Here is a 14,247-nt window from a genome sequence, read left to right on the forward strand (position 1 = left end):
GCGCTGGAACGGTTAGGATAGCCGCCTGTTTTAGTCAGTCTTTTTTCGGGAGTAGCCCATGAGCGCCGTCAATCGCGCAGCGGTGGAAGCCGTTCTTCGCCAATACACCGACCCCTACCTGAACCAGGACCCTGTCAGCGCCGGGTGCGTACGCGCCATCGACGTGCAGGGTGACAAGGTTTCGGTCCAGCTTGAGCTGGGCTATGCCGCCGGGCTGTTCAAGAGCGGCTGGGCGCAGATGCTGCAAATGGCCATCGAAGGCGTGGACGGCGTCAGCTCGGCCAAGGTCGACATCCAGTGCGTGATCGCCGCGCACAAGGCCCAGGCGCAGATCCCGGGCCTGGCCAACGTCAAGAACGTGGTGGCCGTGGCCTCCGGCAAGGGCGGCGTGGGCAAATCCACCACCGCCGCCAACCTGGCCCTGGCCCTGGCCCGCGAAGGCGCGCGCGTCGGGATTCTCGACGCCGACATCTATGGTCCGAGCCAAGGTGTGATGTTCGGTATCGCTGAAGGCACCCGGCCGAAGATCAAGGACCAGAAATGGTTCGTGCCGATCGAGTCCCATGGCGTGGAAGTGATGTCCATGGCCTTCCTGACCGACGACAACACGCCGATGGTCTGGCGCGGCCCGATGGTTTCCGGCGCTTTGCTGCAACTGGTCACCCAGACCGATTGGGGCAACCTGGACTACCTGGTGATCGACATGCCACCAGGCACCGGCGATATCCAGCTGACCCTGGCGCAGAAAGTGCCGGTGGCCGGCGCGGTGATCGTCACCACGCCGCAGGACCTGGCGCTGCTGGATGCCCGCAAGGGCGTGGAGATGTTCCGCAAGGTCAACATTCCGGTACTGGGCGTTGTGGAAAACATGGCGGTGCACATCTGCTCCAACTGCGGCCACGCCGAGCATCTGTTCGGTGAAGGCGGCGGCGAGAAGCTGGCGACCCAGTACGGGGTTGAACTGCTGGCGTCGTTGCCGCTGTCGATGGGGATTCGAGAGCAGGCTGACGGTGGCAAGCCGACGGTGGTTGCCGAGCCCGATGGTCAGATTGCCATGGTTTACCAGGAGCTGGCCCGCCACGTAGGTGCGCGGATCGTACTTCAGGAAGCTGAGGCCCAGGCGATGCCGACCATCACTGTCAGCGACGACTGATCCACCTGACGGGAAAGAAGCCTCGACGGTGTCGGGGCTTTTTCTTGCCTGGCGAATACCCAGGCTCCGCCTGTTACCCTTTTACGTAATTGCTGGTGTAAGCATTCACTTACTTTTTCGTAAGTGTTTGGGTTTTTTCGTCGGTGCAGACGTCTTGAATTGATTGCCTATATTTCTATCTATTTGAAATATAACAATTATTTTTTATTGAACGAGCGCGCAAACTTGTAGCCCTGCGATTTGGATCCCGTTGAACTTCCCCGGGAACTCTCTAAGATCAGCCCTGTGTCCACGGATTGACACAGTCATCAAGGAACGATGATTCAGGGAACCTCGCAGGATGCGATTCATCAGGACGATGAAAAGGAACACAGGGACTAGGGAAAAAATGTGGGCGGGTCATACCGCCCCTTTTTTTTGCCTGTAGAAAAGTGAAACCCTGCCCCGCAGAAATGCAAAAAGGCCCGCAAGGGGCCTTTTGGAGGGCATCGACGCTATCAGCGTTCGAGGTCGGCAATCTTGCCTTTTTTGCCATCCCACTCTGCCGCATCCGGCATCGGGTCTTTGCGCTCAGTGATATTCGGCCAGATTTCCGCCAGCTCGACGTTCAACTGAATAAATTCCTGCATCTCTGCCGGGACTTCGTCCTCGGAGAAAATAGCGACGGCCGGGCATTCTGGTTCACACAGCGCGCAGTCAATGCACTCGTCCGGGTGGATGACCAGGAAATTCGGGCCTTCGTAGAAGCAGTCCACCGGACACACTTCTACGCAGTCGGTGTACTTGCACTTGATGCAGTTGTCGGTGACGACGAAGGTCATTTCTAATTTTCTCCTCAGGCGGCGGCAGCGAAACCCTTTGTGGCAGGGCTCGCGAGGTTCGGGAGCGATAGTCTGCAGGCCAGGCTAAAAGCCCGCAGCATCCCAAACCGCGCGAGAGTCTACCAGCTTGCAAGCGTCTGCGTTATATCCGAGTCTTCAGTGCATATAACATTTCGAGCGCTTTTCGCGGCGTCAAGTCATCCAGGTCAAGCTTAGCCAACTCATCCAGTACCGGATGAGGCAGGCTGGCGAACATGTCGCTCTGGTGCGGCGCGCTGGGTTTGTTGCTGGCCTTGGCCGGGCTGGCCACGGGAATCTCATGGGGCAGCGCGGTTTCTTCCAGGCGGCTCAGGTGCTCGCGAGCACGGGTAATCACCTCGGCCGGCACCCCCGCCAGTTGCGCCACGGCCAGGCCGTAACTCTGGCTTGCCGGGCCGGGCAGCACGTGGTGCAGGAACACGATGCGCTCGTTGTGCTCGGTGGCATTGAGGTGCACGTTGGCTACCAACGGCTCGTTTTCCGGCAGCACGGTCAGTTCGAAGTAGTGCGTCGCGAACAGCGTATATGCCCGCAGGTGCGCCAGACGCTCGGCCGCCGCCCACGCCAGGGACAGCCCGTCGAAGGTGCTGGTGCCGCGGCCCACTTCGTCCATCAGCACCAGGCTGCGTTCGGTGGCGTTGTGCAGGATGTTGGCGGTTTCGCTCATTTCCACCATAAAGGTCGAACGGCCGCCGGCCAGGTCATCGCTGGAACCGATCCGGGTGAAGATGCGGTCCACCAGTGACAATTCGCAGCTTGCCGCCGGCACGAAGCTGCCGATATGCGCCAGCAGCACGATCAACGCGGTCTGACGCATGTAGGTGGATTTACCGCCCATGTTCGGACCGGTGATCACCAGCATCCGGGTATCGTCGTCCAGCGACAGGTCGTTGGCGACGAACGGCGTGGTCAACACCTGCTCAACCACCGGGTGGCGACCTTGCACGATGCGCATGCACGGCTCGCTGACAAAGCGCGGGCAGTTCAGGTCAAGGTTCAGGGCACGCTCGGCCAGGTTGCTCAGTACATCCAGCTCGGCCAGGGCGGCTGCGGTGTCCTGCAACGGCGCCAGCTTGTCGATCAGGCTTTCGAGTAAGGCTTCGTAGAGCATTTTCTCCCGGGCCAGGGCGCGGCTTTTGGCCGACAGCGCCTTGTCTTCGAATTCTTTAAGCTCCGGAGTGATAAAGCGCTCGGCACCCTTGAGGGTCTGGCGGCGCTGGTAATCGATCGGCGCCTGCTCGGCCTGCTTGCTTGGCAACTCGATAAAGTAGCCGTGCACGCGGTTGTAGCCGACTTTCAGGTTGGCCAGGCCGGTGCGGGCTTTTTCACGGGCTTCCAGGTCAATCAGGAACTGCCCGGCGTTCTCGCTCAGGGATTGCAGCTCATCCAGCTCGGTGTCGTAACCGGTCTTCAACACGCCACCGTCACGGATGATCGCGGGCGGGTTGTCGATGATGGCTTTTTCCAGCAGCGCCGCCAGTTCCGGGTAGGTGCCGGTGGTGACTGCCAGCTGCTGCAGGTGCGGTGCTTCCAGTTCGGTCATCGCCGCTTGCAGTTGCGGCAGGGCGCCGAGGGCATCGCGCAGGCGTGCCAGGTCGCGGGGCCGCGCGTTACGCAGGCCGATCCGCGCCAGGATCCGCTCGATATCGCCGATTTCCTTGAGCTGCGGTTGCAGCTTTTCAAAGCGGTAGCGGTCGAGCAGGCAGGTAATAGAGGTCTGGCGGGCTTGCAGCACGGTCAAATCCCGCAGCGGGCGGTTCAACCAGCGGGTGAGCAAGCGGCTGCCCATGGCGGTCTGGCAACGGTCGACCACCGATTGCAGGGTGTTGTCGCGCCCGCCGGCCAGGTTGGTGTCCAGTTCCAGGTTGCGACGGCTGGCGCCATCCAGCACCACGGTGTCGTCCAGGCGTTCATGACGCAGGCTGCGCAAATGCGGCAGGGCGGTGCGCTGGGTTTCCTTGGCATAGCTCAGCAGGCAACCGGCAGCGCCGATGGCCAGGGTCAGAGTCTCGCAACCGAAGCCCTTGAGGTCTTGCACGGAGAATTGCTGGCACAGGCTTTTCAGCGCCGAATCACGCTCGAAATCCCACGGCGCACGACGCTTGGTCCCACGGCGACGTTCCGCCGGCAGGTCCTTTGGCCAGTCGTCCGGGATCATCAACTCCACCGGATTGACGCGCTCAAGCTCCGCCAGCAGATTCTCCCAGCCCTTGATCTCCAGCACCGTGAAGTTGCCACTGGTGATATCCAGGACTGCCAGGCCGAACAGGCGTTCGTCCCCCAGTACTGCCGCGATCAGGTTGTCGCGGCGCTCATCCAGCAGCGCCTCATCACTCACCGTACCCGGCGTGATGATGCGCACCACCTGGCGTTCCACCGGGCCCTTGCTGGTGGCCGGGTCGCCGATCTGCTCACAGATCACCACCGACTCTCCCAGCTTCACCAGCTTGACCAGGTAACCTTCCAACGAATGATATGGAATCCCGCACATCGGAATTGCCTGCCCGGCCGACTGCCCGCGCGCGGTCAGGGTGATGTCCAGCAACTTGGCCGCCTTCTTCGCGTCTTCATAGAAGATCTCGTAGAAGTCGCCCATGCGGTAGAACATCAACTGATCAGGGTGCTGGTTTTTCAGGCGCCAGTACTGCTGCATCATCGGGGTGTGGCTGGAGAGGTCGGTCATACGCGGGGTTCAGCTCTTCCTGTCGATTTTTGGCAAGGGTAAATAGGCTAATGGTACATTGATTTTTTATGCATTGTGGGCGGCTATACGATGTTGAATTCTCGCTACGAGCCTTATAAACGATGTGTTTGTCCTATGGTTTACGATGGAAACCAAGACAGATCGGGTTCGGTTGATCAATAAAAAAACCCGACGCTGGGTCGGGTTCTTTATTGCAGTGCCTTAGTAGATGTCAGGCTCGTTTTGCCTCAGCTGCCATCAATACAAGGTTCTGCTGTTTGGTCGCTTCGGTCAGCACTTCGCTGTATACGCGCTTTTTTTGATCAGATTTAGCGTTACGAATAAAGTCGGCAAAGGGGCTTTTTGCACCTTTGGTCAAGCCCAGCTTAATCGAAATCATCATTACGCTCCTGATGGTTGCCCGAGTCTGGCCTCAAGATCGGCCCGCGTGTGTCGCTCAGGAATATGGTAGTCAATTTTTTCGACACCGGCCTTGTACAATCGTCCCGAGTTGTCAATGTGCTTGAGCAGCAAATCCACGTGGATATCGCCGCCGTACTCTAGCTTAAGTGCGTTGACGACGTCACGTGCGGCAAAGTACTGGTCGATGAAATGCTCTTTACGAATCCTTCTTCCTTCTGCTTCTTCGCGAGCTTTGACGAAGTCCCAAGCGAGCCTCGGATCCTGGTAGACGTACAGAATCTGTACGAACCTGCCTTTTCTTAAGGAACGATCCACATTCCGCCTGGCGACATCAATGTTTGAAAATGTTCCGTCAAGGAGGAACGACTGCTGTTGGTCCATCGCAAAATCCAGAATCTTCTCCACCAAAATAGAAACCCCTCTCTGGAATAACCAGGAGTTACCGCCGGTATAGGCAACAAATTCGCTACGAAGCTCATCGGGGTCAATTCGAAGGATCGGGGTGTCGGCAAAAAGATTCACGAGCGCGATTGATGCCTCGGTTTTTCCTGCACCCGGTGAGCCGGCCATGTAGACCGATACAGGCGCCTCTTCCGGAGGATAGATAGCTTTGTCGGTCAGACGCCTGGCAATCATTTTCTTGTTTGAGCGAGCAAAGCGCAGCGCTTCGTCTGAGACTTCTTGCTCTGAGTGCGTCATGACTTTTCTGATTGGATCTGCAAAGTGCGTCATCAACAAACCCAGCATTTTTCCGATAGGCGCAGGTTAGCATGCGAGGCAGACCACAAATGGTTAGGTAAAAACCTGCAATCAATGCATTAAATATGCAAATAAGCATTTGCCAAGCATCAAAACTGCCTGCACTATCCGCGTTATGCAAAAACGCAACGTTTCTATCGTCTTAAGAGAGCTGCTGGACCGCGACCGGATCTCCCCCACGGAGCTTCACCGGCGTACCGGCGTGCCTCAATCCACACTGTCCCGGATCCTCAGCGGCAAGATCGTTGATCCGTCGGACAAGCACATCTCGCGCATCGCCGATTACTTCCAGGTCAGCACCGATCAGCTGCGCGGGCGCGCAGGGCTGGTGCCGGTGCGGTCGGACGAGCGTGACCCGATGCATTCGGAACTCAAGGACATAAGCCTGTGGGACGACGAAACACCCGTTAATGATGACGAGGTGTCGATCCCCTTTCTGCGCGAGGTTGAATTGGCTGCTGGATCAGGAAGATTCGTCATTGAGGAAAGCGAGAAGGCCAGCCTGCGATTCGGCAAGCGCAGCCTGCGGCATAACGGTGTGCAGTTCGACCAGGCCAAGTGCGTGACGGTGCGCGGCAACAGTATGTTGCCGGTGCTGCGCGACGGCGCCACCGTAGGTGTCAATGCGGGCAAATGCGGGATTGGTGACATCGTCGATGGCGATCTTTACGCCATCAATCACAACGGCCAGCTACGGGTGAAACAGCTCTATCGCCTGCCTTCCGGGATTCGCCTGCGTAGCTTCAACCGCGATGAACATCCGGACGAGGACTACAGCTTCCAGGAAATTCAGGATGAACAGATCAGCATCCTTGGTCACGTTTTCTGGTGGGGCATGTACGCCCGCTAACCCTTCTGTGTAAGACAAAGCCCGCCAGTGAGCGGGCTTTTTTTCGTCTGCGTAAAACCACCAAACCCTTTGCCTGCGGGGCTATAAATGCACCTGCGCATTTCTTGCGCAAAAATAAATGCATTTGTGCATTGACTGTATATGCATACATGCATATTCTTCATCTCAAGCCAGCCAAGAAGGCCTGGTGGAGGCGGCAAGGATGCTGCCAAGGAAGACAAGGACGTTACGCAGCACCGGCAAGGACGCCATCGAAGCGATGGCAAGGATGCCAGGCAATACCGGCAAGGATGCCGACGCTCTTTAGTTTCAAACCGCTTCAAGAACAGGCAGCGATGAACCGGCCTTAACGGTTCAGAGGGTTGGCAACTGGCCCGGGTGTGCAGCGTAAAGCACCAGAAGCAGTTATCCGGCAGACAGGGATCGTGGTCGGAAAAACATTGAGGAAAGAACCGTACCGCGCCAGTAGCGCCGAAAGTTCGAGGACAGCATTACTGAAAAGCCCGGGCAACCGGGCTTTTTGGAATGCCTACCTAGAGAACCCATTCAAATTGAAACAAACACCTACAACCGGCGACCTGCCGGTATCACTCATTCCAGGAGGCGTGACATGACAAACGAGCAGCAAGCGTTGGCGGAAATGCCTATCTGGCTGGTCATCGTATTGGCGGTGATTGGCGGGGTTTCCGGAGAAATGTGGCGCGCCGACAAGGAAGGCGCCCGCGGTTGGTCGCTTATGCGGCGCCTGGCCCTGCGTTCGGGGGCCTGCATGGTGTGCGGGGTATCAGCCCTGATGCTGTGCTACGCCGCGGGCATGTCGATCTGGACGGCCGGCGCCATTGGGTGCCTGACCGCCATGGCCGGCGCCGACGTGGCCATCGGCCTTTATGAACGCTGGGCGGCCAAGCGCATCGGCGTCAACGAAGGCCCTGGCCGGGACCCGCAGTAACCGTTGCAAGGACGCTACTTAAATGACACTTATCGAAAAACCCTCCCAATTGCCCCAGGCCATCAGCGAGGCACTGCGCAGGGCGTTTCCGGAACTTAAGGTCGGCACTCATCAGGACTTTCAGGGCGCCGCGAACAACACCGGCGTGTTGATCACGGTCGAAGGCAATGGGCCGGGCCTTCGCTCCCGCGAGGGGCGCAAGGCCCATGCCCTGGGGATTTCACTCAAGGCCATGGTGGCCCCGGGTGCCTTGCCCTTTGATGCCTGCGACCTGGCCAGCCAACTGATGGACCTGGTGCTGGATAACCGCTGGAACCTGCCGCAGGCGCAGTGCGACCTGCCGACCAGCATCGTCGCTGCGCCTTCAATACGCACCAGCGCAGAGACGGACTACGACACCTGGACCGTCACCTTCACCCAAACCCTCTATATCGGACCGCCGCTGCTCAACGATCCCACAGGCCAACCGCTGTTCGCCTGCACTTGGGACGTCTCGAACATCGACGACCCTGACCAATACAAGCCGCTGGCGGAGTAGCCCATGTTCGACGCGCTGTTACGCATGCAACTGGGGCCGATCGTGGAGCGCCTGGCGGAAATGGAAAGCCAGCTCGAAGACCTGTATCGACGCGCCGAAAGTTTCTGTCGCATCGGCGTGTGCCAGGAGGTCGACGCCGCCAGCAATACCTGCAAGGTCAGCCACGGCGAACTGCTCACCCCGGCGATCCGCTTTTTCAACCCCAGCGCCGGAGCGCAGACGGAAACCCGCATCCCGTCAGTGGGCGAGCAATGCTTGCTGCTCAACTACGGCGGCGGGGAGGGCGGGGCGCAATCGGTGGCCTTGTTCGGCTTGAACAGCGACCGTTTTCCGCCGGTCTCAAGCGTTCCGACACTGACCCGGCGCCGCCATCAAGACGGCACACAAAGCGACTACGACGACGCCAGCCACACCTTCAACTGGGTCAATGGCCCCACCACGTTCATCGGTTCCCGCGAGCAGGTCGACATCAAGGTCGGCGCCGCCAGCCTCACGATGAGCGCCCAGGGCATCACGCTGCAAGTCGGCGGCACCAGCCTGTTGCTGGACGCCGGCGGCGCGCACTTCAGCGGCCCGGTGGTGGACCACCAGGGTCGAGTCATCAGCCCCTGACAAGGACATCCCATGATCGGAATCGATAGAAACACCGGTGCGGCGGTCGATGACTGGCTGCAATTTGTGCAGCGCGCTACCCGAGCGCTGACCACGCCCTTGGGCACTCGCCAGAAGCGTCCGCTGTACGGCTCGATGATCCCGCAACTGCTCGGGCAAAACCTCGGCGATGACCTGCTGATTCTCGCCCAGAGCCATGCCGCCCAGGCGTTCTACAACCCGCAGAACGGCATCGCCGACTTCGAGCCGCAAGTCATCGTCGCCAACCGCCAGGGCGCCGGCCTGTTGCTGCGCTTCGCCGGCACCTGGAAAAACCGCAAACAATCCTTTGAGGTGGTGACATGAGCATGCTGATACCCGGCCAGAACCAGCTGGCTGAGCCAGCGATCATTGCCGTCGATGAGTTCGAACCGTTGCTGGCGGAGTTCAAGGCGTTTGTCGTCGATTACGTCGCCACTCGTGCACCAGAAAATGCCGCCAAGCTGAAGGTCAGCCTGGAGAACGAGAGCGAGTTGCTGACGTTGGCGCTGGAAGCTTTTTGCGTTCGCCTGCAAACCCATGAGCGCAAATACAACGCCCGCATCAAGCAGATGCTGGCGTGGTGGGCCACCGGCAGCAACCTCGATGCGCGCCTGGCCGACATGGGCCTGCAGCGCCAGGTGCTCGACCCTGGTGACCCGGCGGCTTTCCCGCCGGTACCGCCAACATTGGAGAGCGACGATGACGCCCGGTTGCGTTATTACCTCGCGCCTCACGCTCCGGCGGCGGGTTCGCGGATGCAGTATCGCCGGGAGGTTTTCACCCTCGGTGAGCGTCCATCGGTGAAAGTGCAAAGTGCTACGCCGGGTGTGGTGACGGTCACTTATACCTTCGACCCGGACGGCTACGCGGCACGGGTCAAGGATGGTAATGGCCGTCGAACCGCGCCCGGCGAAGTGATGGTCACGGTCCTGTCCCGAGACGGGGATGGCACACCTTCTGCTGATTTGCTCGACGGTGTACGCCGGCATTTCGCCCGGCCTGATGTGCGACCGGAAACGGATCTCGTCACGGTGCAGGCGGCTCAGATCCTGCGCTACAAAATCCGCGTGGTGGCCAAGATCAACGCGGGCCCGGATTCCGGGCTCACTCAAGTCGCCGCCCAGAAACTGCTGCAAGACTATGCAGAGTCCTGCCATCGCCTGGAAGGGCGGGTGGACCCGAGCTGGATCGACTACGCCATCCACTCGGCGGGAGCTGCACAACTGCAAATCCTTGAACCGCTGGAGCCGATCGTCACCACCGCGTTCCAGGCTCCGTATTGCACGGGTGTCGAGGTGGAGGTGCGCACGCTATGAACGAGCCAAAAGGCAGCTTGCTGCCCGCCAACAGTTCGCCGTTGGAGAAGGCGCTGGACCTGGGTTTCGGGCAATTGCTCGATCGGGTGACGCCACCCTTTCCCGCCTTGATGAATCCGCTGCAGACGCCGGCTGAATTCCTTCCCTACCTTGCCGCTGATCGCGGCGTCAGTGAATGGGACGCCGCTGCCAGCGAGTCGGAGAAACGCCTCACCGTGGCCTTGTCCTGGCAAATCCAGCGTCAGGCCGGTACGCCCAAGGCGCTGAGCTACGCCGTCGAATCCCTGGGATTCACCCCCAATATCAGTGCCTGGTATCAACAGCGGCCAACCGGTCTGCCTTACACCTTTGATGTGCAGGCAATCATCGGTCGCAGTTGGTCCAGTGGCGATCACAACCGTTTGATCCGCCGCATCAACGCGGCCAAGAGCGAGCGGGACCTGGCCACCATCACCATCGTGCACGAGACGGCTGGTGGGCTGGCGCTGAGCGGTGTTGCTCATGCTGCACTTTGCGACAGCGAGCTTTCTCTTGCGGGGGCGCTGCCTGTACTCGTGCTTGGCGCCCGACTTCACAGCACCGGGGTCGCCCGGTACTACACCATTAACGATTACGACCTCAGGGCGCAGCCATGACAGAAGATATTACGCGCCTGGTGCGCTTCACCTCCAAAGGTTTGGGTGAAGTGTTGCAGGCAAAAAACCAGGGTTTGAAAGGTGAAATTACCCATATAGGCGCCGGGACTGGCCGTTATAACCCCGACGGCAGTGAGATTGCCTTGCGGGATGAACGCCAGCGGGTAGCAATTGCCGATTACGAAGACCTCGGTAATCAACAACTCAGAATGGCCGCGCTGTTTGATGGCGAGGCTGAGTATGAGATTGGAGAGTTTGGGTTTTACCTGGCTAGCGGGACCTTGCTGGCAGTTTATTCTGTTGCCGGGAAACTGCTCACCTACAAAGCGGCCGCGGCCCGTGTATTGCAGAAGTTCACGCTGGACCTAACACCACTGCCGGTCGATAGTGTCACGGTAGTAGTGGGTATGGAAAATCTTAATATTTTAATTGCAGAAGAACTGGCCGCTGTGGCTACAGCCAATATTGATAATATGGCTCGTCATCTGGGGGTTTTGTTTCGTGTTATGAAGTTGGAAGATGCTAGGGTTGCGAACTAGATATTGGGCTGGCCTCTTTAGTTATGGCTAATTGCCGGTACTGAGTGGTCTGAGAATGACAAAGTAAAGGAGCTTCTATTTTGAGTACGGAAACGCAGATAGCCAACTTGGTTCAGGCCTCCAATAACCTGACCACCGCCGTAAATGGCAAGATTGGCGATATTGATAAACGAATGGATCAAGCCCGTGCGGAATTTGATCAGTTTCGTGCACTTAAGGACGTTGTCGGAGAGCCCGGTGCCCCAGGGACATTGTTGATGAGCGTCTTCCAAGGGCTGATTTGGGGGACGGGAGCGCCTTATAACGTCGGTGCTTCCGGGGGGATCACAGCGACGGATCTTGGCTCCTCGATGGAGGTTTATGTCCACTTCAAGTTGCCATTCTCCATCAATACGGATGACCAGATGTTCTGGCTCAATATTCGTGGTTATAGTTACGGCAGTTCGTTGGTGTTGGACGAGACATTTGCTGGGTACGTGTATGCACCTCAGCGTGCGGTCATAAATCAATCTTGCTTTGGGAAGTTTGCACCCGCTATTTATGCTGATACGGCTGGTAATGCAATCTGCCGTATTAAAGTTCCCAATGTATATGTGACGTCCTTGCGAATTGACACTATGCAGGTTGGTGGCTATCGCGCGATCAAAGTTGGTGAGATCAAGTCGAAACTTTCCCTTTCCCCTACGGTGATTTTCTAATGACTGAAGCACTTATTACGCTAGCGCCATCTCATATTCCCAGCAAAGAAGGTCTTGAATGTTTGGAATGGTCCTCCATTCGCGTCCGTCGCGATCAACTTTTGCGAGAAACAGACCATACCCAAGTCCAGGACAGCCCTCTGAGTGAAGTTCAGCGTGCGGAAGTCGCTGCTTACCGCAAACTGTTGCGGGATGTCCCGCAAGATGTAGGCGATCCTTTCACTGTTGTATGGCCAGAAAAGCCTGGTTTCCTTAAATAACGATAGCCACCGCGAAAGCGGTTTTTTTTCGCCCGCCAAAGCCCCTCTCGCAGGGGCTTTGGCGTTTTCCACCCGGAGAATTCCACTCATGTTTAACCGCCAAACCTACACCGTCCTCATTCCATTCCCCACCGGCAACGGCCACTGGTCTACCGCCGGCGAGGAACTGGAACTGCTGGACGTCGAAGCATCCGCCCTGCGCACCGCTGGCCGCCTGGAACTGACCAGCGTCCTCAACTCCACCCCGAAGAAGGCTGACTGATCATGGCTGAGGTTTTGAACTTCGAACACAACGGCATCACCGTGAACGCCACCGAATCCCCCGAGGCCATGGGTGGCCTGGGCGATAACGTCATCGGCCTGGTGGGCACTGCCCCCAACGCCCATGCGTCGATTCCGAAAAATGCCCCGTTCCGCATCAACAGCTTCACCACCCAGGCGCTGCTGGACCCCACCGGCGCTGAAACCGGCACGCTGTTCCACGCCGTGTACCAGATCCTCAAAGTGGTCAAGGTGCCGGTCTACGTAGTGATCGTCGACGAGGGCACCACCCCGGCCGACACCCTCAATAACGTAATCGGCGGTGAAGAGCCGGTCACCGGCCGCAAACTGGGCCTCGCCGCCCTGGCCAGCGTCCCCGAAGACCTGACCATCATCGGCGCCCCGGGCTTCACCGGCACCAAGGCCGTGGCCGGCGAATTCGCCTCCTTCGGCAAGCGCATCAAGGCCCGTGTGGTGCTGGACGGCAAGGACGCAACCGTCGCCGACCAGGTGACCTACAGCGGCGAACTGGGCGGTGCCGATCTCGGTTTCGACCGTTGCCTGCTGGTGCACAACATGCCGTCGGTGTACTCCAAGGCCGCGAAGAAAAACGTGTTCCTGGCGCCGTCGTCCCTGGCCATCGCCGCGCTGGCCAAGGTCAAGCAGTGGGAAAGCCCGGGCAATCAGGTGACCTTCGCCGAAGACGTGTCCCGCGTGGTTGAGTACAACATCCTCGACACCTCCACCGAAGGCGACCTGCTCAACCGCTACGGCGTGAGCTACTACGCCCGCACCATCCTCGGCGGTTTCTCGCTGCTGGGTAACCGCTCCATCACCGGCAAGTTCATCAGCTACGTGGGCCTGGAAGATGCGATCAGCCGCAAGCTGGTCAAGGCCGGCCAGAAAGCCATGGCCAAGAACCTCACCAAGTCGTTCATGGACCAGGAGGTCAAGCGCATCAACGACTGGCTGCAAACCCTGGTGGCCGACGAGACCATTCCCGGCGGCAGCGTGTACCTGCACCCGGAATTGAACAGTGTCGAGAAATACAAGAACGGCACCTGGTTCATCGTCATCGACTACGGCCGCTACGCGCCGAACGAACACATGATTTATCAACTCAACGCCCGCGATGAAATCATCGAGCAGTTCCTGGAGGACGTTCTCTAATGTTTACCAACCGAATCAGACAGGCCATGGCGGCCACCCTTCAAGGCCTGCCGTTGTCGGCGACGGTCACCTCGTTCGCACCGCCGAAGATCGACTTCGACATGGAACAGATGACCGGCGGACGTTTCATCGCCGAAGAAATGGCCAAGAGCGCCAAAGTGCTCAACGCCACATTGGAGCTGCAAGGTGCGGGTCCGGAAATCATGCTTGCCCTGGGGGTGCGCCTGGGCGATGACATTTTGCTGAACGTGCGTGAAGCCGGCCAGGACCAGGACGGCAAGACTTACTTCACCTACCACACCATCGGCGGCAAGCTGAAAACCCTGACCGAGACAACCCTGAAGATGGGCGATAAACCCGCCATCACCCTGGAGTTCTCCTGCCGCACCTACAACCGCCTGGAAAACGGCATCCCGGTGATCGACATCGACGTGCGTACCCAGAAGTTTGTGCTCAACGGCGTCGACATCCTCGGCGATGCCCGCCGCGCGGTACTGATGCCTTAAGCCCCCGGGAGCGG

18 protein-coding genes are annotated in these 14,247 nt (G+C 58.8%); 14 read left to right on the plus strand and 4 right to left on the minus strand.

Annotation, left to right across the window (positions count from 1 at the left end; genetic code table 11):
* The first annotated feature begins 58 nt into the window (after positions 1-58).
* Entirely contained in the window at positions 59-1,153 is a 1,095-nt protein-coding gene (apbC, locus tag HX811_RS01850) for an iron-sulfur cluster carrier protein ApbC (RefSeq protein ID WP_177044500.1), read from the plus strand.
* Positions 1,154-1,650: 497 nt separating this feature from the next.
* On the opposite strand, the gene fdxA is transcribed toward apbC, so the two are convergent.
* The 4 genes from fdxA to HX811_RS01870 all read right to left on the minus strand — a co-directional run bounded on the left by fdxA (position 1,651) and on the right by HX811_RS01870 (position 5,851).
* Positions 1,651-1,974 (minus strand): ferredoxin FdxA, encoded by a 324-nt coding sequence (gene fdxA / locus HX811_RS01855; protein WP_003208688.1) that lies wholly within the window; start codon positions 1,972-1,974, stop codon positions 1,651-1,653.
* A gap of 142 nt (positions 1,975-2,116) precedes the next feature.
* Positions 2,117-4,696, minus strand: a complete 2,580-nt coding sequence (gene mutS / locus HX811_RS01860; protein WP_177044501.1) for a DNA mismatch repair protein MutS — start codon at positions 4,694-4,696, stop codon at positions 2,117-2,119.
* 232 nt (positions 4,697-4,928) lie between these two features.
* On the minus strand, positions 4,929-5,099 hold the full coding sequence (locus HX811_RS01865) for a hypothetical protein (protein WP_003208685.1): 171 nt from the start codon (positions 5,097-5,099) through the stop codon (positions 4,929-4,931).
* Positions 5,099-5,851 (minus strand): zeta toxin family protein, encoded by a 753-nt coding sequence (locus tag HX811_RS01870; RefSeq protein ID WP_256344147.1) that lies wholly within the window; start codon positions 5,849-5,851, stop codon positions 5,099-5,101. The genes HX811_RS01865 and HX811_RS01870 overlap by 1 nt, the downstream gene beginning before the upstream one ends.
* Before the next feature lie 142 nt (positions 5,852-5,993).
* On the opposite strand from HX811_RS01870, the gene HX811_RS01875 reads away from it, so the two are divergent.
* From HX811_RS01875 to HX811_RS01935, 13 genes are all read left to right on the plus strand, one after another.
* Complete coding sequence (locus HX811_RS01875) at positions 5,994-6,728, plus strand: XRE family transcriptional regulator (RefSeq protein WP_032899152.1); 735 nt, start codon at positions 5,994-5,996, stop codon at positions 6,726-6,728.
* A gap of 610 nt (positions 6,729-7,338) precedes the next feature.
* On the plus strand, positions 7,339-7,677 hold the full coding sequence (locus HX811_RS01880) for a phage holin family protein (protein WP_003208680.1): 339 nt from the start codon (positions 7,339-7,341) through the stop codon (positions 7,675-7,677).
* 22 nt (positions 7,678-7,699) lie between these two features.
* Complete coding sequence (locus HX811_RS01885; protein ID WP_177044502.1) at positions 7,700-8,215, plus strand: hypothetical protein; 516 nt, start codon at positions 7,700-7,702, stop codon at positions 8,213-8,215.
* Positions 8,216-8,218: 3 nt separating this feature from the next.
* The gene (locus HX811_RS01890; protein ID WP_177044503.1) at positions 8,219-8,827 is read left to right on the plus strand and encodes a phage baseplate assembly protein V; all 609 of its coding nucleotides are present in this window, start codon (positions 8,219-8,221) and stop codon (positions 8,825-8,827) included.
* 12 nt (positions 8,828-8,839) lie between these two features.
* Positions 8,840-9,172: a phage baseplate protein gene (locus HX811_RS01895; protein WP_003208675.1), complete on the plus strand. Its 333-nt coding sequence runs from the start codon at positions 8,840-8,842 to the stop codon at positions 9,170-9,172.
* Positions 9,169-10,164: a baseplate J/gp47 family protein gene (locus tag HX811_RS01900; RefSeq protein ID WP_177044505.1), complete on the plus strand. Its 996-nt coding sequence runs from the start codon at positions 9,169-9,171 to the stop codon at positions 10,162-10,164. Before HX811_RS01895 ends, HX811_RS01900 begins: the two co-directional genes overlap by 4 nt.
* Positions 10,161-10,799: a phage tail protein I gene (locus HX811_RS01905; RefSeq protein WP_177044507.1), complete on the plus strand. Its 639-nt coding sequence runs from the start codon at positions 10,161-10,163 to the stop codon at positions 10,797-10,799. Before HX811_RS01900 ends, HX811_RS01905 begins: the two co-directional genes overlap by 4 nt.
* Complete coding sequence (locus HX811_RS01910) at positions 10,796-11,338, plus strand: hypothetical protein (RefSeq protein ID WP_003208670.1); 543 nt, start codon at positions 10,796-10,798, stop codon at positions 11,336-11,338. Before HX811_RS01905 ends, HX811_RS01910 begins: the two co-directional genes overlap by 4 nt.
* Before the next feature lie 80 nt (positions 11,339-11,418).
* On the plus strand, positions 11,419-12,036 hold the full coding sequence (locus HX811_RS01915) for a hypothetical protein (protein ID WP_177044508.1): 618 nt from the start codon (positions 11,419-11,421) through the stop codon (positions 12,034-12,036).
* Positions 12,036-12,296 carry a tail fiber assembly protein gene (locus HX811_RS01920; RefSeq protein ID WP_043225896.1) on the plus strand — a complete coding sequence of 87 codons (261 nt, stop codon included), beginning with the start codon at positions 12,036-12,038 and terminating at the stop codon, positions 12,294-12,296. The genes HX811_RS01915 and HX811_RS01920 overlap by 1 nt, the downstream gene beginning before the upstream one ends.
* Before the next feature lie 88 nt (positions 12,297-12,384).
* Positions 12,385-12,558 carry a hypothetical protein gene (locus tag HX811_RS01925; protein WP_003208665.1) on the plus strand — a complete coding sequence of 58 codons (174 nt, stop codon included), beginning with the start codon at positions 12,385-12,387 and terminating at the stop codon, positions 12,556-12,558.
* Positions 12,559-12,560: 2 nt separating this feature from the next.
* Positions 12,561-13,727, plus strand: a complete 1,167-nt coding sequence (locus HX811_RS01930; protein ID WP_010170109.1) for a tail protein — start codon at positions 12,561-12,563, stop codon at positions 13,725-13,727.
* Positions 13,727-14,233 (plus strand): phage major tail tube protein, encoded by a 507-nt coding sequence (locus HX811_RS01935; protein ID WP_003208662.1) that lies wholly within the window; start codon positions 13,727-13,729, stop codon positions 14,231-14,233. The genes HX811_RS01930 and HX811_RS01935 overlap by 1 nt, the downstream gene beginning before the upstream one ends.
* Positions 14,234-14,247: the final 14 nt, after the last annotated feature.

The sequence above is a fragment of the Pseudomonas sp. F8002 genome, from assembly GCF_013385495.1.
Taxonomy (GTDB): Bacteria; Pseudomonadota; Gammaproteobacteria; order Pseudomonadales; family Pseudomonadaceae; genus Aquipseudomonas.

Excerpts from the sequence above, each read along its gene's own strand:
- apbC (WP_177044500.1), top strand. The coding sequence starts at position 59 with ATGAGCGCCGTCAATCGCGCAGCGGTGGAAGCCGTTCTTCGCCAATAC.
- fdxA (WP_003208688.1), bottom strand. The coding sequence starts at position 1,974 with ATGACCTTCGTCGTCACCGACAACTGCATCAAGTGCAAGTACACCGAC.
- mutS (WP_177044501.1), bottom strand. The coding sequence starts at position 4,696 with ATGACCGACCTCTCCAGCCACACCCCGATGATGCAGCAGTACTGGCGC.
- HX811_RS01865 (WP_003208685.1), bottom strand. The coding sequence starts at position 5,099 with ATGATGATTTCGATTAAGCTGGGCTTGACCAAAGGTGCAAAAAGCCCC.
- HX811_RS01870 (WP_256344147.1), bottom strand. The coding sequence starts at position 5,851 with ATGACGCACTTTGCAGATCCAATCAGAAAAGTCATGACGCACTCAGAG.
- HX811_RS01875 (WP_032899152.1), top strand. The coding sequence starts at position 5,994 with ATGCAAAAACGCAACGTTTCTATCGTCTTAAGAGAGCTGCTGGACCGC.
- HX811_RS01880 (WP_003208680.1), top strand. The coding sequence starts at position 7,339 with ATGACAAACGAGCAGCAAGCGTTGGCGGAAATGCCTATCTGGCTGGTC.
- HX811_RS01885 (WP_177044502.1), top strand. The coding sequence starts at position 7,700 with ATGACACTTATCGAAAAACCCTCCCAATTGCCCCAGGCCATCAGCGAG.
- HX811_RS01890 (WP_177044503.1), top strand. The coding sequence starts at position 8,219 with ATGTTCGACGCGCTGTTACGCATGCAACTGGGGCCGATCGTGGAGCGC.
- HX811_RS01895 (WP_003208675.1), top strand. The coding sequence starts at position 8,840 with ATGATCGGAATCGATAGAAACACCGGTGCGGCGGTCGATGACTGGCTG.
- HX811_RS01900 (WP_177044505.1), top strand. The coding sequence starts at position 9,169 with ATGAGCATGCTGATACCCGGCCAGAACCAGCTGGCTGAGCCAGCGATC.
- HX811_RS01905 (WP_177044507.1), top strand. The coding sequence starts at position 10,161 with ATGAACGAGCCAAAAGGCAGCTTGCTGCCCGCCAACAGTTCGCCGTTG.
- HX811_RS01910 (WP_003208670.1), top strand. The coding sequence starts at position 10,796 with ATGACAGAAGATATTACGCGCCTGGTGCGCTTCACCTCCAAAGGTTTG.
- HX811_RS01920 (WP_043225896.1), top strand. The coding sequence starts at position 12,036 with ATGACTGAAGCACTTATTACGCTAGCGCCATCTCATATTCCCAGCAAA.
- HX811_RS01925 (WP_003208665.1), top strand. The coding sequence starts at position 12,385 with ATGTTTAACCGCCAAACCTACACCGTCCTCATTCCATTCCCCACCGGC.
- HX811_RS01930 (WP_010170109.1), top strand. The coding sequence starts at position 12,561 with ATGGCTGAGGTTTTGAACTTCGAACACAACGGCATCACCGTGAACGCC.
- HX811_RS01935 (WP_003208662.1), top strand. The coding sequence starts at position 13,727 with ATGTTTACCAACCGAATCAGACAGGCCATGGCGGCCACCCTTCAAGGC.